This is a genomic window from Elioraea tepida (genome assembly GCF_019203965.1).
In the GTDB taxonomy this organism is placed as follows: Bacteria; Pseudomonadota; Alphaproteobacteria; order Acetobacterales; family Acetobacteraceae; genus Elioraea_A; species Elioraea_A tepida.
In genome coordinates this window covers 1,181,227-1,198,182 of the sequence record NZ_CP076448.1, presented here as the reverse complement: position 1 = coordinate 1,198,182, position 16,956 = coordinate 1,181,227, and the positions used below count along the sequence as shown (strand labels likewise).

15 protein-coding genes are annotated in these 16,956 nt (G+C 71.8%); 7 read left to right on the top strand and 8 right to left on the bottom strand.

The window, feature by feature from the left end:
- Window positions 1–10 precede the first annotated feature (10 nt).
- Window positions 11–811, bottom strand: a complete 801-nt coding sequence (locus tag KO353_RS05725; RefSeq protein WP_235692038.1) for a glycosyltransferase family 2 protein — start codon at window positions 809–811, stop codon at window positions 11–13.
- 8 nt (window positions 812–819) lie between these two features.
- Window positions 820–1,794: a glycosyltransferase family 9 protein gene (locus tag KO353_RS05720; RefSeq protein ID WP_218286755.1), complete on the bottom strand. Its 975-nt coding sequence runs from the start codon at window positions 1,792–1,794 to the stop codon at window positions 820–822.
- Between the two features lie 83 nt (window positions 1,795–1,877).
- Here KO353_RS05720 and ygfZ point away from each other — a divergent pair, with 83 nt between their 5' ends.
- Window positions 1,878–2,705 carry a CAF17-like 4Fe-4S cluster assembly/insertion protein YgfZ gene (gene ygfZ / locus KO353_RS05715; protein ID WP_218286754.1) on the top strand — a complete coding sequence of 276 codons (828 nt, stop codon included), beginning with the start codon at window positions 1,878–1,880 and terminating at the stop codon, window positions 2,703–2,705.
- Window positions 2,702–3,175 carry a methyltransferase family protein gene (locus KO353_RS05710; RefSeq protein ID WP_218286753.1) on the top strand — a complete coding sequence of 158 codons (474 nt, stop codon included), beginning with the start codon at window positions 2,702–2,704 and terminating at the stop codon, window positions 3,173–3,175. Before ygfZ ends, KO353_RS05710 begins: the two co-directional genes overlap by 4 nt.
- Here the strand turns inward: KO353_RS05710 and KO353_RS05705 are convergent.
- Genes KO353_RS05705 through KO353_RS05685 form a run of 5 tightly spaced genes read right to left on the bottom strand, consistent with a single transcriptional unit; the run spans window position 3,172 to window position 9,654 of the window.
- On the bottom strand, window positions 3,172–3,936 hold the full coding sequence (locus KO353_RS05705) for an FkbM family methyltransferase (RefSeq protein WP_218286752.1): 765 nt from the start codon (window positions 3,934–3,936) through the stop codon (window positions 3,172–3,174). The two genes, KO353_RS05710 and KO353_RS05705, sit on opposite strands and share 4 nt — an antisense overlap.
- A gap of 10 nt (window positions 3,937–3,946) precedes the next feature.
- A complete protein-coding gene (locus KO353_RS05700; RefSeq protein ID WP_218286751.1) occupies window positions 3,947–5,020 on the bottom strand; it encodes a WD40 repeat domain-containing protein in 1,074 nt (357 codons plus the stop codon).
- Between the two features lie 47 nt (window positions 5,021–5,067).
- Window positions 5,068–6,069, bottom strand: coding sequence for a CobW family GTP-binding protein (locus KO353_RS05695; protein ID WP_218286750.1), 1,002 nt, complete (start codon window positions 6,067–6,069; stop codon window positions 5,068–5,070).
- 36 nt (window positions 6,070–6,105) lie between these two features.
- The gene (locus KO353_RS05690) at window positions 6,106–8,295 is read right to left on the bottom strand and encodes a response regulator (protein ID WP_218286749.1); all 2,190 of its coding nucleotides are present in this window, start codon (window positions 8,293–8,295) and stop codon (window positions 6,106–6,108) included.
- Between the two features lie 36 nt (window positions 8,296–8,331).
- Entirely contained in the window at window positions 8,332–9,654 is a 1,323-nt protein-coding gene (locus tag KO353_RS05685; protein WP_218286748.1) for an aspartate aminotransferase family protein, read from the bottom strand.
- 125 nt (window positions 9,655–9,779) lie between these two features.
- Here KO353_RS05685 and KO353_RS05680 point away from each other — a divergent pair, with 125 nt between their 5' ends.
- Together KO353_RS05680 and KO353_RS05675 are read left to right on the top strand one after the other, a co-directional pair.
- Complete coding sequence (locus KO353_RS05680; RefSeq protein WP_218286747.1) at window positions 9,780–10,457, top strand: glutathione S-transferase family protein; 678 nt, start codon at window positions 9,780–9,782, stop codon at window positions 10,455–10,457.
- 2 nt (window positions 10,458–10,459) lie between these two features.
- Entirely contained in the window at window positions 10,460–11,299 is an 840-nt protein-coding gene (locus KO353_RS05675) for a VOC family protein (protein WP_218286746.1), read from the top strand.
- 392 nt (window positions 11,300–11,691) lie between these two features.
- Here the strand turns inward: KO353_RS05675 and KO353_RS05670 are convergent, their stop codons facing one another.
- On the bottom strand, window positions 11,692–12,918 hold the full coding sequence (locus KO353_RS05670; RefSeq protein ID WP_218286745.1) for a hypothetical protein: 1,227 nt from the start codon (window positions 12,916–12,918) through the stop codon (window positions 11,692–11,694).
- Between the two features lie 1,325 nt (window positions 12,919–14,243).
- Between KO353_RS05670 and KO353_RS05665 the strand changes: the two genes are divergently transcribed.
- The 3 genes from KO353_RS05665 to KO353_RS05655 all read left to right on the top strand — a co-directional run bounded on the left by KO353_RS05665 (window position 14,244) and on the right by KO353_RS05655 (window position 16,858).
- Entirely contained in the window at window positions 14,244–15,533 is a 1,290-nt protein-coding gene (locus KO353_RS05665) for a tyrosine-type recombinase/integrase (protein ID WP_235692037.1), read from the top strand.
- Window positions 15,530–16,429 (top strand): hypothetical protein, encoded by a 900-nt coding sequence (locus KO353_RS05660; protein ID WP_218286744.1) that lies wholly within the window; start codon window positions 15,530–15,532, stop codon window positions 16,427–16,429. The genes KO353_RS05665 and KO353_RS05660 overlap by 4 nt, the downstream gene beginning before the upstream one ends.
- A 120-nt stretch (window positions 16,430–16,549) precedes the next feature.
- Window positions 16,550–16,858, top strand: a complete 309-nt coding sequence (locus tag KO353_RS05655; protein WP_218286743.1) for a helix-turn-helix transcriptional regulator — start codon at window positions 16,550–16,552, stop codon at window positions 16,856–16,858.
- Window positions 16,859–16,956: the final 98 nt, after the last annotated feature.

The following is a 16,956-nucleotide window of genomic DNA, read 5'->3' as shown; positions in this document are numbered from 1 at the left end:
GCGACCCGCGTCACTGCGCCTCGCCACCGCGGCGGTGGCGCTCAGGCTCGAGCCGCGCCTTGAGGTGCGCCAGAAGTGGGTAGAGGCCGGCGCAGAGCGCGATCAGGAACCCCCACGCCCCCTCGCGGTATCCGCGCCGCGCGACGAAACACTTCCAGAAGCGCGAGACGAAGCGGCGCAGATTGCCCGCGAGCGTGCCGATCTCGCCGCGCGCGATCAGGTCGGCTGCGCGTGCGCTCGAGTAGCGGTCGAGACGGCGGATCATGTCGCTAATGTCACGATCGACGTGGTGCAGAAGGGCGTTCGCAAGTCGCGGCCCCTTCTCCCCGGTCCAGGCAAGCGAGGGATGCACGCGCTCCCGCCCCCAGCGCTTGGCGCCGCGGCGGGAGAGCCGTGGCACCGCGGAGGTGCCGAAGCTGCCGCCCCAGCCGTGGCGGACCAGATGGTCGCCGATGTAGTTCTCGATCGGGATCTCGTGCCAGGCGAAGCGACTCGTTGCAATGACCGAGCGGATTTCCGCCGCCAGCGCCTCCGGAACGCGCTCGTCGGCATCGACCTCGAGGATCCAGTCACCGGTACAGGCGGCAAGCCCCGCGTTGCGCCGGTCCCCCTCGACCGGCCAGGCGCCCTCGATCACGCGTGCGCCGGCTTCGGCGGCGATCCTGGCGGAGGCGTCGGTGGTGCGGTCGAGCACCACGACGATCTCGTCCGCAAACCGGAGCGTTGCCAGACAGCCCGCAAGCCGCGCCTCCTCGTTACGCGCGACGACGAGGGCGGAAAGCCTCGGCCTCTCCTTTGCCGCGTCCGCCACCGCGGCGCTCATTGCGCCGCAAGCGGCGCGGGGAGGCGGGCGAGCAGCCCCGACGCCGCCGTGTAGACCGACTCGACGCTCAGCGTTCCCATCAGGCTGCCCGTGGTGCGGTGATCGTAGCCCGGCCGTCCGGTAAGCTCCTCGACCGTTTCCGGCGTGCACACGAAGGCCGAGCGCGGGCCGAGCGGGGCGTACTGCTCCGGAGGCGAGGGGCCGAACAGGCCGAGCGTCGGCGCACCCGCAGCGGCAGCGAGGTGCATCAGCCCTGAATCGTTGCCGACGAAGAGCGCGCAGCGGGAGAGCGCGGCCGCGGCCTCGGCCAGGGAGAGCTTTCCCGCGAGATCGATCGTGCGGCCGCGCGGCAGCGCCGCGAGCACGGGTTCCGCCATCGCCCGCTCGGCCGGGCCGGGGCCTGCGAAAACCGCGGCGCGGGCGCCGGGAAGCGGGCCGTCGGCAGCGGCGAGACGATCGAACAGCGCAACGAAACGCCGGGGCTCCCACACCTTGCCCGGCCAGTTCGCGGTCGGGCCGAGCCCGATGACGGGCGGGCCAGGGGGGATGAGGTGCGCCGCCTTGGCGCGGTGCGCCTCCGATGTCCACACCACCGGCAAAGGCGGAGGGTCGAGGCCGAAAAGGGCGCCGAGCGCGGCGACGCGATGGTCGCCCCCGCGCCGGCCGCGCAGGATGTGCCGGGTGCGGGCGCGCAGGAAGGCAGAGAGAAACGAGCCGCGCAGGTCCACGACGACATCCCACCGCGTCGCCGCAACCTCGCGCCAGAGCGCGAGCCAATGCAGCCTGAGGCGACGCTTCTCGACCGCGATCACCCGCTCAAGCCGCGGCATGGCTTCGAACAGGCCCACGGCCGCGGGGCCGCAAGCGACGGTGACGGAGGCGCCCGGGTGACGTCGGAGCAGGTGGTCGAGCAGGCCGGTGGAGAGAACCGCATCCCCGATCCGGGTCGCGGTCATGAACAGGATCCGCATCGAGCGCCCTTTTAGCCGAGGTGTGGGCGCGTGTCAGGAGCGGCGGCTTGTCCGCCTCCGCGCGCGGGCCCATCTCGCAGGCCATGGGTAAGATCGCGCAGCTTCCGCACCGCGGCGCCGTGGCGGTAACGGGCGAGGACAGGCTGGTGTTCCTCCAAGGCCTCGTCTCGGCCGACATGCGCGAAGCGGCCCCCGGCCGGGCGCTCTGGTCGGCCCTCCTGACCCCGCAGGGCAAGTGGCTGCACGAGTTCTTCGTCTTCGATGGCGGCGACCGGCTGGTGCTCGAGTGCGAGCGCGACCGGGCGAGTGACCTCGCCCAGCGCCTCGCCCGCTTCCGGCTTCGCGCCAAGGTGTCGGTGGAGGACATCTCGCCCGGGATCGTCGTCGCCGCAGGCTGGGACGGCGCTGCCGTTCCGGCGGGACTCGCCGCGGCCGATCCGCGCCTGCCCGAGGCGGGCTGGCGCGGCGTGTTCCCCGCCGATGCTGCGCCAGAGCCGAACGCCGAGTGGACGGCGTGGGACGCGCACCGCCTCGCCCTGGGCCTGCCGGACGGATCGCGCGACCTCGAGCCTGACCGCACCCTCCTGCTCGAGGCCTGGTTCGATGCGCTGGGGGGCATTTCCTGGACCAAGGGGTGCTACATGGGTCAGGAGCTGACGGCCCGGACGCGCTATCGCGGCCTCGTCCGTCGCCGGCTGTTTCCGGTGCGCGTCGAGGGCCCCCTGCCGCCGCCGGGGACGCCGGTGATGGCCGGCGAGGCGGAGGTCGGAACCATCCGCTCCGGGCGCGACGGGCGGGCACTCGCGATGCTGCGCACCGAGGCGCTCCGCGAGCGGCTCCGCTGCGGCGAAGCCGTGCTCGTGCCCGAGCGCCCACACTGGATGGCGGAGGCGGAGGCCTCAGCGACGTGAGCGTTCCTGATGCGACGCCGCCTCCGGTCGCGGTCCACCCGCCTGTTCTCTATGGCGGTGCGTTCCTCCTCGGCATCGGTCTCGACCGGCTGGTGCCGATCGATGCCGCCGTGCCTGACCTGCTCCGGCACGGGGCGGCGAGCCTCCTGATCGTCCTCGGCCTGGGCCTTGCTGGCTGGGCCGCGTGGCTGTTCCACCGCGCGGGCACAGGGATCCCCACCTGGCAGGCCGCGACGCGGTTCGTCGACAGCGGCCCCTACGCGTTCAGCCGAAACCCGATGTATCTCGGCATCACCGCGGCGTACGCGGGGCTTGCGCTTGCGCTCGCCTCGATCTGGGCGCTTCTGCTGCTCGCTCCCGTCCTCGTGGTGATGGACCGGCTCGTGATCGCCCGCGAGGAGCACTATCTCGCCGCCCGGTTCGGATCGGCCTACGAGGCCTATCTCCGCCGCGTGCGTCGCTGGCTCTAGCGAAGCCGCGCGGGCTCGAGGCTTGCGTAGATGTCGCCGCTGTTCGCCTCGGCCGGCAGGCCTTCGAGCCACGCCGCCATTGCCGCGGCCTCGATCGGCCCTGGGTGAGCAAAGGCGAGGCTCTCGCCGAGCGAGGCGTTGAAGGCGCGATAGCCGAGCGCGGCGAGACGGTCGAGACAGGCCGTCGCGACATCGCGCTGGATCGTCGTGAACTCGACCGAGACCGAGCGCGGGGCGGTGCCGAGCCCCGCGAGCGCCTCCGCCTCGAAACCCTCGACGTCGATCTTGGCGAAGGCCGGAAGCCCATGCTCGGCGATGAGAGCATCGAGCGTCACGGCGGGAACCTCGACCGCCTCCGACCAGCTCTGCCCCTCCCAGCCGACGGCGCCCTTGGCCGCCTTCACGAACGCCGTCGAGGCGGTCGAGACGGTCGGGTTCGCCGGGTTGAGGTGAAGCGTCACCGTCCCCGGCCTGGCGGCGACGGCGGCGGCGACGAGCGTGACGCCGCGGTCGCGCCCAAACATCAGGCGCAGAACGCGCATCGGCCCCGGCTGGGGCTCGACCGCCACCACGCGGGCGCCGAGGCGTCGGAACGCAGCGACGCGGTCTCCCACATGCGCGCCGATGTCGAAGGCGAGCTCGCCCGGTGCGAGGAAGCGCCGATACCAGGCGTCGAGCGCGGCGCGACGCGCCCTGCCGCCGCGATGATAGATCGCGACCGACCGGACGAGCCCCGCGGCATGCGCGAGCGCGCGCCTCATCTCCGCTCCCTCACGCGCGAGGCCCTGCGAAGTCCACCACCGCGGCGAAGCCGGTCTCTGTGCCGAAGGCGAGCCAGCGGCCGTCAGGGCTCCAGGCGAGCGCCGAGACGGGGCCGCGGCCCTGGTCCGCCACCGGCAGGACGCGCCCGCTCTCGATCTCGACGAGCACGACGAGGCCGTCGGCGAAGCCGGCCGCGACCACCTCGTGCTCGGGGTGACAGGCGACGCGGGTGACGAGCACGGCGTCACCGCCCGCGAGCTCGCGCGGCGCCCTCCCCGTCGGCCCGTCGCCGGAGAAGGGCCAGCAGACGACCGACTCCGCCCCGGAGGTCGCAAGCCAGCGGGAGTGCGCGGTGAAGGAGAGGGACTTGGTCTTGGCCTGGTAGCCGCTCATCCGCATGTGCGCCCCGTCCGCGAGCCGCCAGCCGTGGAGTGAGTTCTCCTGCATCGCGGTGACGATGTAGCGGCCGTCGGGGCTCATCGCGATCGCCGTGTGGCTTCCCTTCCAGTCGAGAGCGCGGGGCCTGTCCTCCTTCGCGGTAACGAACCAGAGGCTCGCGCCGTTGTAGTGGCTCGCGGCGAGCCACTTGCCTTTTGCCTCCGTCGCGAGACCAGTCACCGTCGAGGGGTGGGAGAGCGCCTTGAGCGGCTCGGCACCGTTCCCTCCCGCGAACAGGTGAACGGTCTTGCCGGCCGAGGCGGCGCGCCAGGAGCCTGCCCCGCCCGACCCCTTGCCGGGATGGGCGAGAACGTGCTCCACCCAGCGCCCCGGCCAGGAGGCGAGCGTGGCCGCCTCTCCCGCGGCGTCGAGCCGGGCGAAGCGGCCATCGTCTCCCCCCGTCAGGAACGCCCCGGGCTGCGAATCGGGCGCGAGCGCGAGCACGGCGCCGTCATGCACCGCGGGCCGTGCGGCGAGTCGCTTCGGGTCGCCGAGCGAGACGAGCGCCACTGTGCCGTCGCCGAGAGCGAAGGCGGCGGCGCGCGAGCCAGCCTCGATGGCGGCCGCGACCACGTGCGCCTCAAGCGCGTGGCTCGCCCCGCGCGTCTCGAGAACGAAATCGACGGCGGAGGACGTCTCGCTCACGGCTTGCTGCGCGGCTCGGTCATGCAACGCTCCTCATCGGGCTCTCGTCATGCCGCGCAGGCCTCGAAGCCGCGGCGGAGCTGGGGCCGGTTGAGGTTGCGCCCGATGAACACGATCCGGCTCGTGCGCTCCGCCCCCTCCGGCCAGGGCCCGACAAAATCGCCATCCGCGATCATGTGCACGGCCTGGAAGGCGAAGCGCCGGTCCTCGCCCGGATAGGCGAGCACGCCCTTGGTCCGGAGCAGGTCCGGCCCCTTCTCGGCGAGCAGGCCGGAGATCCAGGCGTTGAACTTCGCCGGGTCGACCGCGCCGGGAATGGAGAACGACACCGAGCGCACCTCCTCGTCGTGGCCGTGGTCGCTGTCCTCGAGGAAGGCCGGGGTGTGGGCGAGCACGCGCTCGAGCGAGAACGCCTCGCGGCCCAGGACGGCCTTGATCGGCACGTTGCTCCGCTGCGCGCGGTGCAGCTCGGCGAACGGGTTGATCGCCCGGATCCGCGCCTCGACCTCGGCGAGCTCGGCCTCCGTCACGAGGTCGGTCTTGTTCACCACGACGACGTCGGCGAAGGCGATCTGCCGCGCCGCCTCGCGCGAGTCGGAGAGGCGCTGCGGCAGGTGTTTGGCGTCCACCACCGTCACGATCGCATCGAGCCGCGTGCGCGCCCGAACGTCCTCGTCGACGAAGAAGGTCTGCGCGACCGGGGCAGGGTCGGCAAGCCCGGTCGTCTCGACGAGGATGGCGTCGAACCGGTCCCGGCGCTTCATCAGCCCGCCGAGGATGCGGATCAGGTCGCCGCGGACGGTGCAGCAGATGCAGCCGTTGTTCATCTCGAACACCTCCTCGTCGGCACCGATGACGAGGTCGTTGTCCACGCCGAGCTCGCCGAACTCGTTGATCACGACGGCGATCCGCCTGCCGTGCTGCTCCGAGAGGATGCGGTTGAGAAGCGTGGTCTTGCCCGCACCGAGATAGCCCGTGAGCACCGTGACGGGCACGGTGCCCGGGGTGGTCGCGTGCGCGGTGCCGGGCGGGGTTTGCGTGTCTGGCATGGCTCGAGTGGTCCGTCCGAGTGTGTGGGAAGCCGGTTATGTGGTTTCCGCCCGCTGCACTGACCAGCGGGGGTCGCGCGCGCTGCTCGCGCGGTTCCTGAGCGCCGCCTCAGTCAGTGTGGCCACCTCGCGGAGCCTCGCGAGCGCCTCGACGGTGCGCTCGGCTTCGGCGGCGGCAGCGGCGGCGGCGACGCGCGGCGCCCCCACCGCCTCGTAGGCGGCGGCGACAGAGCGAACGGACGCGGCGAAGCCCTCCGGGTCGCCGCGGCGCAGGGCGGCCTCGGCTTCGGCGAGGGCGGCCGCTCCCTCGGCCGTCTGCCGTTCGACGAAGCGTGCGAAATCGGGCGGCGTCAGCGTGGAGCGGATCAGCGTGAGCGTCTCCTCGTCAAGCAGAGCCGCCGTCTCGGTCGTGCGCGCAAAGCCGCCCGCCTGCCGCGGCAGCACGAGCCGATCGAGCGCGTCGAGCAGCGCCACGGTCGAGACGGGCTTGGCGATCAGCCCGTTCATCCCCGCCGCGCGGATCGCCTCGCGCTGGCCCGGGAGGTCGTGCGCGGTCACGGCGATCACCGGGATCTGGCCGACGGGGGGCGGAAGGGCGCGGATCAGCCGCGTCGCGGCGAGACCGTCGATCCCCGGCATCTGCACATCCATCAGCACCGCGTCGTAGGGCCGGTCGCGCAACAGGCGCAACGCTTCCGTAGCGTCGGCGGCGAGGTCGCAAAGGTGGCCGTGGCGCTCGAGCATGGCGGCGAGCAGGCGGCGGTTCGTCGGCACGTCATCGACCGCGAGCAGGGAGAGGCGCCGGCGCGCCTCCGATCCTCCGCCCTGCGCCGCGCCCTGGGGCACGGGGGGGAAGGGGAGGATCGCGCGCACCGTCTCCGACCGGCCGCCGCCGGCGCGTGCCCGCGCGAGCGTGCCGCCGAGCGCCTCCGTGAGCGCGATCGCGGGCGAGAGCCCGTCCGCCAAGTCCTCTCCCGGCCAGGCTTCCCTGAGCTCGACCGGCTCGAATGCCGTCTCCGGCAGGCTCGCGCAGCCGGCATCGCCGACCAGGAGGCCGACTGTCCCGCCCTCGACCCGGACTGCGACCCCGAGCGTGGCCCCGGGGGCGAGCGGCAGCATGCGCACGATCAGGGACTTGACGAGGCGCGCAAAGCGCGGCGCGTCGCCGAGCACGAGACCGGGCGGAGACATCTGCGCCTCGGCGCCGCGCGCGGCCGCCGCCGCCTCGCCCGGCCGCTCGGTCCGGACGAGGGCGGCGCGGCCGCCCAAGGCGACGATCCGGCTTTCGAGCGCCCGCAGCACGTCGGCAGCCGTCTCCACCGGGTCGAAGGCAGTGCGGTGTGGATCCGCCCGGCCGGCTGCGAGAGCGGCCGCGTCCGAGAGAGCGTCGGAGAGGTCGAGCAGATCCTCCGCGGCGTCGAGAGCGGCGCGTGCGGCGCGCGCTGCCTCCGCGGTCAGCCCGGGCGCGTCGAGCACCATCCCGAACGTGCCGGCGATCCGGTGCAGCGGCCCGGCAAGGTCGCGCGCGGTCGCGGCGAGCATCGGCGCGCCGGCGACCACGGGGGGCGCGGGTACCGTTTCGGGGAAGACGTCGTCCTCGCCCTTGGGCAGGCCGCGGACCGCGACGAGCCCCGCCGTGGCAAGGCCGAGGATGGCGACGAGGAAGGCGCCGGTCGCCACCGCCTCGGCCTGGCGTATCCGCTCGAGCCGGCGCACGGCGTCGCGCAGCTGCACGGTGGCCGCGGCATCGTAGGCCAGCGCAAGTTCGGCGAGCGGCTCGCGAAGCGGCGGCAGCAGTCGCGTTAGCTCGATCACCGCCGCCTGCGGCAGCGCCGCGCCCGGGGCGTCGGCAGAGGCTTCGAGCAGGTCATCGATCCGCGCGACCAGGGCGTCGAGCTGCGCGAGCGTCTCCCCGAACCGCGGCAGCGCGCCGAACGACGCCCGGGCGGCGTCGCTGCGCATCCGGGCGACGGCGGCGACGAAGGATTCGTAGCGTTGGCGAAGCAGGATTGGCGGGCCGCCGGCGAGGGTCTCGAGCGCCGCCGCGTAGAGGCGCGCCTGGTCGAGCGCGAGGCCAGCGGCATCGAAGCGGCCCGGCTCCGCGGCTTGGCGCGACAGCATCGCGAGCGCACGCTGCGATGCGAGATGCGACCACACCGTGCCGGCCCCCGCAGCGACCACGCCGAGCGCGAGGCCGGCGAGGATCAGCCTGCTCGAGGGCCGCATCGTCCCCTCCCGCCACGCTCGCGCGGCCGTTGCTCCTCAGGCCGCTTCCTTTCGCAACGCCCGGTCGAGCGTGTCGAAGATCCGATCGACGTGGCGACGCTCGATCGTCAGCGGCGGCGACAGAGCGACGATGTCGCCGGTCACCCGCACGAGCAGCCCGTCGTCGAAGCAGCGCTGCAGCACGCGCATGCCGCGCTCCGTCGGCCGGTCCTTCACCGGTTCGAGCTCCACCCCGGCGATCAGGCCGCAGTCGCGGATGTCGGTCACGAACGGGGCACCACGCAGGCTGTGCGCCGCCTCCTGCCAGTAGGGCGCGAGGTCGCGCACGCGCCCGGCGAGGTCCTCCTCCTGGTGAATCCGGATCGAGGCGATCGCCGCCGCGGCGGCGAGCGGATGGCCCGAATAGGTGTAGCCGTGGAAGAACTCGATTCCGCCCGGGGAGCCCTCGAGCACCGTCTCGTACACCTCTCGCGTCACCGCCACCGCGCCCATCGGCACGGCGGCGTTGGTCAGGCCCTTCGCCATCGTGATGATGTCGGGCAGCACGCCGAAATGCTCGGCCGCGAAGCCCGCCCCAAGGCGCGAGAAGCCGGTGATCACCTCGTCGAAGATGAGGAGGATGCCGTGGCGGGTGCAGAGCTCGCGCAGGCGCCTGAGATAGCCCTTGGGCGGGACGAGCACGCCGGTCGAGCCGGCGACGGGCTCGACGATCACGGCGGCGATCGTGTCGCCGTGCAGCTTCACGAGGTCCTCGAGCGCATCGGCGAGGTGGGCGCCATGCTCCGGCTCGCCGCGCGCGAACCGGTTCTTCTCCGGCAGATGGGTATGCGGCAGGTGATCGACGAAGGGGAGCTGCGCCCCGAACTGCCGGCGATTGGCGACGATCCCGCCCACGCTCATGCCGCCGAAGCCGCAGCCGTGATAGCCGCGCTCTCGGCCGACGAGACGAACCCGCTGGCCCTCGCCGCGGGCGCGGTGATAGGCGAGCGCGATCTTGAGAGCGGTGTCGGCGCTCTCGGAGCCGGAATTGGTGAAGAAGATCCGGTCGAGCCCGTCGGGCGTGAACTCGGCGAGCCGCGCCGCAGCCTCGAAGGCGATCGGGTGGCCCATTTGGAAGGTCGGCGCGAAGTCCATCACGTCGGCCTGGGCCTTGATGGCCTCGGCGATCTCGCGCCGCCCGTGGCCGGCATTGACGCACCAGAGGCCGGCGGTGCCGTCGAGCACCTCGCGGCCCTCGGGCGTGTAGTAGAACACCCCCTCGGCCCGGGCGAGCAGGCGCGGCGACGCCTTGAAGCTCCGGTTCGCCGTGTAGGGCATCCAGAACGCATCGAGGTTGTTTGGGCGGAGGGTGATGTTCATGGCGTCGCCTCCTTCAGCACGCGCCGCCACCGTGGCACCGCAGGACGGAGGGCGCAACGGCGGGATGGGCACTCCGGGCAGCACATGGCAGGCTGCCCGCGTCGGCTCGTTCGAGGAGGAAGCGGATGGCGGAGGGCACGCTCTACATCGGCTCGAAGCGCTACTCGTCCTGGAGCCTGCGCGGCTGGCTCGCGGTGCGGCTCGCCGGGCTCGACGTCACCGAGGAGGTGATCCGGCTCGGGCAGCCGGAGACGTCGGCGCGCATCCGCTCGGTCTCGCCGAGCGGGCTTGTGCCGTGTCTGCATCACAAGGGGGCGGTGGTGTGGGAGAGCCTTGCCATCGCCGAATACTGCGCCGAACTCGCCCCCTGGCTCTGGCCGGCGGAGCGGCGGGCGCGGGCGCATGCGCGGGCGATCAGCGCCGAGATGCATGCCGGGTTCCGCGCGCTCCGCCAGGCGATGTGGATGAACCTCGGCGAGGACTTCGCCGCCCGTGCCGCCGGGCGGAACCGCACGCCCGAGTGCCTCGCCGACATCGCCCGGGTCGAGGCGCTCTGGGCCGACGCCCGCGCTCGGTTCGGCGAGGGCGGGCCGTTCCTGTTCGGCGCCTCCTTTACCCTTGCGGATGCAATGTACGCGCCTGTGGTGACCCGGTTCCTGACCTGGTCGCCGCCGCTGTCGGAGGGCTCGCGCGCCTATGTCGAGGCCGTGCGCGCGCACCCCTTGGTGGCGCGGTGGTACGCGGAGGCAGCGGCCGAGACCTGGCGCGAGGCGAAGTACGAAACCCTGCCCGGGGAGGCGTGACGATGGCCGCGACCTCGCTCGACCATGTCGGGATCGCCGGGCGTGACCTCGGCCGTCTCGCCTCTGCCTACGAGTCGCTCGGCTTCCGGCTCACGCCGCGTGCCCAGCACCAGGCGCCGGGGCCTGACGGCGTGGTCCGCCCGATCGGCACCGGCAATCGGTGCGCGATGCTTCGCCGCGGCTATCTCGAGCTGATCGCCGTCATCGACCCGGCCCTGCCCTCGAACACGCTCGATCGCTTCCTCGCCCGCTACGAGGGGATCCACATCGTCGCCTTCGGCATCGACGACGCGGAGGCCGAGCTCGCCCGGCTCCGCGCGGGCGGGGCGGCGATCGGCGGCATCGCCTGGCTCGAGCGACCGGTGGAGACGCGCGAGGGCGTGCGCACCGCGCGCTTCGCACGCCTGCCGAGCCCGGAGGCGCCGGAGGGGCGGATGCAGCTGATCCGCCACCTCACGCCGGAGCTTCTGTGGCAGCCGCATCTTCTCGAGCATCCGAACCGGGCCGTCTCGCTCGACGAGGTGATCCTTGCCGTCTCCGACCCTGCCGAGGCGGCCGGGCGGCTCGGGCGTCTCGTCGGCCAGGACCCTGTTCCGGTGGAGGACGGGTTCGTGCTCGCGGTCGGGTCGGGGCGTCTTGCCATCCACAGGGTGGAGGGGGCGAGGCGACGCTTGGAGGGCCTTGCCTTGCCGTGCCTTCCCTTCATCGCGGGCGTGGTGATCGGCACCGACGACGGCGCCCAGGCGATCGCCGCGATCGCCGGGGCGAGGGGAAGGCGTGTCGCGTCTGGCTTTCTTGTGCCTGCGTCCGAGGCGGGCGGGGCGACGCTTCTGTTCACGTGATGCGGATCGTCGCGGCCGCGGCGGCGTGGCGTGGGCGCGCTTGCGGGGGCGGGGTCGGACGTTTCTGCCTGCGAAGTGAGCCCTGCGTTCTGACCAGTCACTCAGGAATCGCTGTTACATGGACGTCGTGTACTGACGGTGAGGGCTGGCGACCTAATGACCGTGCGCTCGATCAGACGAGAATGCATCGGTCGCGCGGCGCTCCGAACCGTTGGCCCTTGGCGCGAGCGCACGAGCCGGCGCGCGTGACGCGCGCAGAAGGGGAGCTCAGGCGGCGATCCACCTCGTCGCGTCGCCTGCCGGACATGCGATCGGTCAGCTGAAGCTCCGGTCGCGCTCGCGGAAGCACTCGGCAAACCGCATCAGGGCAACAAGCTGCGAGCTTTGGGCGCTCAGCTTGCTCCCGTCCGGCGATGGCCCGGCATGTCTGCGACCACAATCTGATGCGTCAGCTCGTCCCAGGCGTAGTCGATCCGCAGGCAGCGCAGCGGATCCCTCGTGTTCCCGCGGTTCTTTATGTGCCGGTCCGCCTCGAGGCGCCGGCCCTGGAACTCGAACTTGAAGGTGTCCTCGCCGCATGGCGCATTCTCGATGCCGCGCGCGATCGGAACGTTCGCGAGAGATCCGCCGCCATTGAGCCGGCGGTTGCGGCATTCGTTCGCACGCCAAAGGAGGCAGCGTGCCGCGAGAGAAACGGCCTCGAACTCGGCCTTCTTGATGCCGCGACGCGCCGCCGGCGCGAGCACCAGCCGGCCGATGAGGGTGCGGTCACACCAGTCCGCGAGCTCGCTCCAGGCAGCAGGAGGTTGCACATCTTCGTCCGGTTTCTGGCCTCTCCTGGCGAGCTGCGCCTCAAGTTGCCGAATTCTCTCCCGTGCATGGTGAAGCTGGGTTTCGGCGACCTTCGCCCGCTCCTCTTCCTCTTGGGCAAGCTTGAAATGCTGCTCGGCTTCCGCCTGCTTTTCCTCGACTTCCGCTCGCAACGCCTCGATCTGGCGACGGGCGCTCTCAAGCTGTTCGGCCTCGCTCGTCCGGGTGGAGGCCTTGGCCTCCTGTTCGAGCTTGATGGAGGCGCTGCGCAGGGAAGCGAACGCCAGGACATGTCGCCCAAGATGCAGACGCCGGAGGCTTTCCTTCGCTGCGAAGCGACGCAGCTCGGCCACAATCGCGGCCGGGTCGCGCTGCACAAGATCCCCGAGCCGAAGAGGATGGTCGTAGGGATCGGCTGCCGAGTCGAAACCCGGCAGGTAGGCGCGGACAGCTCCGTGATAGCAAGAGCGCAGCTTCCCAAACGCGTCCGACAGGCCGTAAGTGAAACGCGCCGGCACGACGAAGACGTGTGCAAGGCCGATGGTCGTGCGCGCCAGCATCTCGACGTCGATCAACGGTCGGTCAGGATCGTCGGCCCTCTCGTCTCCCGAGGCGACGAAGACTGGAAGGCGACGCGCCGGGGCCTCGAGAAGACCGATCAGCTGCGAAAGCTCGTCCTCGGAACCGATTTGCCAAGGCGCGTCACAAAGGGGAACGCCGTCAGCGGAAAGACCAGGATTACGTGCGATCTGCCGCAGGAGAGCAGGCACCGCGGGGTCTAACTCGGGCTTCTCCTCCGGCGAGGCCACCAGGAGGCGAAGGCTCAGGTGCGGTCGCTACCCCTCTTTCCGGCCGATTGTCACCTCGGTCGTCCAAACCCTCCTGGGGACCCTCTTGTCCGGATCGTCGCCGCGCAGAGCCCACAGCTCCGCTGCCTTGGTCGCAAGTCGCACGCCGAGCGTGGTCCGTCCGGGAGCGATGTAATCACAGGTTTCTCCCTGCCACGCGCGTTCGGGGAGATCTTCCGCCACAGTGCTCCTGTGCCCAAGAAAGAATGGCTCGGCGCGCGGCCTCTCCAGCCGCATCTTGGTCTTCCCCCTCGATGGCGGCCGCTACGCGGAGCACCTCCCGCTCGCGGATCGGCGGACCGAGCTTGGCGCGTAGGGGTGCAAGCGCCTCCGCCAGTCCGCCACGGTTCGAAGCCGCCGAGATCCCACGTGAGATCACAACCACCAATCCTGAGATGTTTGGGACCCCAACTGTAACAGGATGCCTGCCGCCGCTTGGCGTGCGCGAGCCGATCCGCGTGGGGTAGTCCGCGCCCGACAGATCGCTGCGCACCGACTACTCTAAGCCCTCGTCGCTGCCCGTGGGCCGCCAAAGGCATGGCCCCCGTGGGCGCTTCGCTCGTCTTCTCCTGCTCCTTCTCGCAAGTCGCGAAAGCACGAGGGGGCGATTGGCCCCACGACGCGCGACCGGCCGACGCCCGGATCGAACGAGGCGACGAGCGCAACAAGGTCGAGGTCCGTCACCCTAGCGTCGTCCCCGGCCCGATCACGGCGCCGGCTGTTCCCCATCGCACTCGCACCATGGTCATCGCGCCCCTCGGCAGACGGTCTCGTGCGGTCTCGGAGCTGGTTCAAAGCGCGTGCGCAGCATGCCGGTCGGGCACCCCACGCTCGCGCGGCAGCGACGACAACGCCGCGGCATAGAGGCCACGAGCCTGTCACGCGACGTCGCGCCCGACGCCTAGGGGAAGAGCACGCAAACGCCACACACGCCGAACCGTGTCATCGGGCCTCTTCGCCGCACGCCCCTCCTCTGCGTCGCGATCGCTGCCGGCCTGCTGGCCCCGCCTCCGACGCCGCACCAGCTTCGCGCCCCCGCCGCCGAACCGGCGGACCAGCCGTCCCGAATACGCCAGCCTCTCCCTGAGCCTGGCGGAGGGAGTGTCCGCCAAACCAGCGTTTCAGCCCGTTTCAGGTCATCGCAGCAAACCCGCAGATTCCTTGACCTTCCTCGGGGTGACCGTCTAAACACGTCGCAACCTGACGCATCCTATCGCACCCTCCGACGGGGGTAGAAACGGGGGTAGGAACGGTTCGGCGGAAGGAATCAGCCCCTGGGGGTAGGGATGCCGAAACTTACGGCCGTCATGATCCGGAACGTCCGCCACGACCCCGCCAAGGGCGCGAAGCCCATCCGCCTCGGCGATGGCGGGGGGCTGTATCTGCAAGTCGCGCCGGGCGACGCGAAGTCCTGGTTGTTCCGCTTCACCATCGCCGGTCGCGAGCGATGGATGGGGCTTGGCTCGGCCGAGCACGTGAGCCTTGCCGAGGCCCGCGCCCTCGCCGCCGAGGCGCGCCGGCATGTCGCGGCCGGACGTGATCCGATCGAGGAACGCGAGCGCGCCCGCCGCGCCGCCGCCGCTCCGCCCCCCGCGACATTCGAGGCCGCAGCGCGCGCGCTCGTCGCCTCCAAGGCCGCAGGGTGGCGCAACGCCAAGCATGCCAAGCAATGGCTCGCGACGCTGGAACGGCACGCCTTCCCGCTGATCGGCCACAGGCCCGTCGCCGATATCGACACGGATGACGTGCTGCGCGTGCTGCGCCCCATCTGGACCCGCACTCCCGAGACGGCATCCCGCTTGCGGCAGCGTATCGAGGCCGTTCTAGACGACGCCGCCGTGCGCGGCTGGCGTCCCGCTGGCGTCGCGAATCCAGCGCGCTGGCGCGGCCATCTTGCCGCGACCCTGCCGCAGCCGAAGCGCGTGCGACCGGTGCGGCATCATCCCGCGCTGCCGTGGCAGGACGTGCCCGCGTTCATGGCCGCGCTCGCCGAGCGCGAGGGCATCGCCGCACGGGCGGTGGCGTTCACGATCCTGACCGCGAGCCGCTCGGGCGCGGTGCGGCTGATGCGCTGGAACGAGGTGGACATGGAAGCGCGCGTCTGGATTGTTCCACCTGCGAACATGAAAGCGGGGCGGTTGCACCGCGTGCCGCTCTCTGACGCTGCCATGGCGATCCTGACCGCGATGCGGCCGCACGCGCGCGGCCCGGAGTCGCTTGTGTTCCCGGGCGGACGGGCTGGCCGGCCGTTGTCCGACATGGCGTTGAGCATGCTGGTGCGCGGCATGGCCTGCGACGGACTGCCAGAGGGCGCGCCACCGCGATGGCGCGATGCCGAGGGCCGCGCGGTCGTGGTGCATGGCTTCCGGAGCGCGTTCAAGGGCTGGTCGCTCGCGGCGGGCTGGCCCGACACCTTGTCAGAACTGGCGCTCGCTCATGTCGATCGCGACAAGGTGCGCGCGGCTTACGCGCGGGATGATCTTCTCGACCAGCGCCGACCGATGATGGAGGCTTGGGGGCGGTTCTGTGCCGGGCAGGAGGGCGCCGTCGTGCCGCTGCGGAGGAAGGCGCCGTGAGCACCCTCGCGCCTTCGGAGGCCTCGTTCTGGTCCGACTTCGCCGAGACTGCGCGCTTCGCTGCGCTGCTCGGCTGGCCAGGCAACGAGCGGGCGCAGCGTGAAGCCGTCGTGACATGGGGCGCCGCGATGCTCGGCGCGCTCGCCGAAACGATCCAGCGTGACATGGTATTGGCGGGTTTTGATGCCGTGCTGGCGCGGCTCGCCGAGGCCGTTGGCCTGACCGTCGCCGAGCTTGCCGCGCTGCCGCGCTTCGCTGCCCTGCGCGCCGAGATAGAGCGGGGCGAGGGCGCCTTCGCGGCCGCGCGCGGGGAGGCCGAGGCCGAAGCCCGCCGCGTCGTGATCGATCCGGCCGGAGGGTGGATCGCCCTCGCATTGGCACGCGGCCTGGGAGCGATTACGGCCGATCTTCGCCGCGCGGGCACGGGACCGGAGGCGCTTGCGGGAATCGCGTTGGCGCTGCTCGTCTGCGCCGCCGAGCATCACGCCGCCGAGCTGCCAAGCGTCAGCGTCAACCGCGTCCTATTTGCAATGGAAGGCCCAGGCCAGTCGCTGCGGTCCTTGAAGGACTCCTGGTCGCGCGCCAAGGCCCCGCATCTCTGGGCTGCGCTTGTCCTCGAGGGCGCGGGCGCCGTGACGCTTGGCCCATCGTCGCTGGCGGAAGATGCCGTCGCGGCGCTGATCGAGACCGCCGCCGGCCGGGAGCGCGTGGCGGGCGCTGCGGCTTGGCTCGCCGATTGGGGGCGGGAATTCGTCCCCGCCGGCGCGCAGCGCGCCGTGTTTGCCGGGCGGGCGCTTCTTCCCGTCGCCACCGCGCCACGCCGACCGTCCCTGCCGCGCCTGCCGGCCGAGATGCTGGCCCGTTTGCGCGCGTATCGCGCGCCTATGCTTCTGTAGACTTGAGGCTCTGTTACATTCTGTTACAAACTGGTGCAAACCCCTCTGCACTAGTGCAAGGCCTGGTGCACCAGTTGCCCTGTGATCTAGTTGGATCGGCACCGAATCGGAGGTGCCGACATGATCCTGGAAATCGAACCCCCCCGCCGAGCCGCCCGCGCCGCCGCTCGGCCCCGCCGCGAGCCTCTGCCGGCATGGGCTGGAAGTGACGCGCTCATCACCGCACGTGAGGCCGCCGCGCTGCGCCGTTGCTCTATTGCAACGATCTGGCGCGACGTTGCCGCTGGCCGCCTGCCGAAGCCGATCTACCTGGCACCGAAGCGCCCGCGATGGCGTCTGCGCGATGCGTTGCCCGCCGCCGCGCCGACCGCCGAGGCCGAGCGCATCCCCGCCGCCCGCGCCTCTGCGACCGAGCGCGCCGCTGAATAGAAACCGCCCGGCGCAGGACTGCGGCCGGGCGGGGTAACGGCATGCGCTGGGTGTCGCGTGCCGGATATAGCCTCCCGACCATATCGCCGCAAGTCCCG

Excerpts from the sequence above, each read along its gene's own strand:
- KO353_RS05690 (WP_218286749.1), bottom strand. The coding sequence starts at position 8,295 with ATGCGGCCCTCGAGCAGGCTGATCCTCGCCGGCCTCGCGCTCGGCGTG.
- KO353_RS05665 (WP_235692037.1), top strand. The coding sequence starts at position 14,244 with ATGCCGAAACTTACGGCCGTCATGATCCGGAACGTCCGCCACGACCCC.
- KO353_RS05695 (WP_218286750.1), bottom strand. The coding sequence starts at position 6,069 with ATGCCAGACACGCAAACCCCGCCCGGCACCGCGCACGCGACCACCCCG.
- KO353_RS05680 (WP_218286747.1), top strand. The coding sequence starts at position 9,780 with ATGGCGGAGGGCACGCTCTACATCGGCTCGAAGCGCTACTCGTCCTGG.
- KO353_RS05685 (WP_218286748.1), bottom strand. The coding sequence starts at position 9,654 with ATGAACATCACCCTCCGCCCAAACAACCTCGATGCGTTCTGGATGCCC.
- KO353_RS05675 (WP_218286746.1), top strand. The coding sequence starts at position 10,460 with ATGGCCGCGACCTCGCTCGACCATGTCGGGATCGCCGGGCGTGACCTC.
- ygfZ (WP_218286754.1), top strand. The coding sequence starts at position 1,878 with ATGGGTAAGATCGCGCAGCTTCCGCACCGCGGCGCCGTGGCGGTAACG.
- KO353_RS05705 (WP_218286752.1), bottom strand. The coding sequence starts at position 3,936 with ATGAGGCGCGCGCTCGCGCATGCCGCGGGGCTCGTCCGGTCGGTCGCG.
- KO353_RS05720 (WP_218286755.1), bottom strand. The coding sequence starts at position 1,794 with ATGCGGATCCTGTTCATGACCGCGACCCGGATCGGGGATGCGGTTCTC.
- KO353_RS05655 (WP_218286743.1), top strand. The coding sequence starts at position 16,550 with ATGATCCTGGAAATCGAACCCCCCCGCCGAGCCGCCCGCGCCGCCGCT.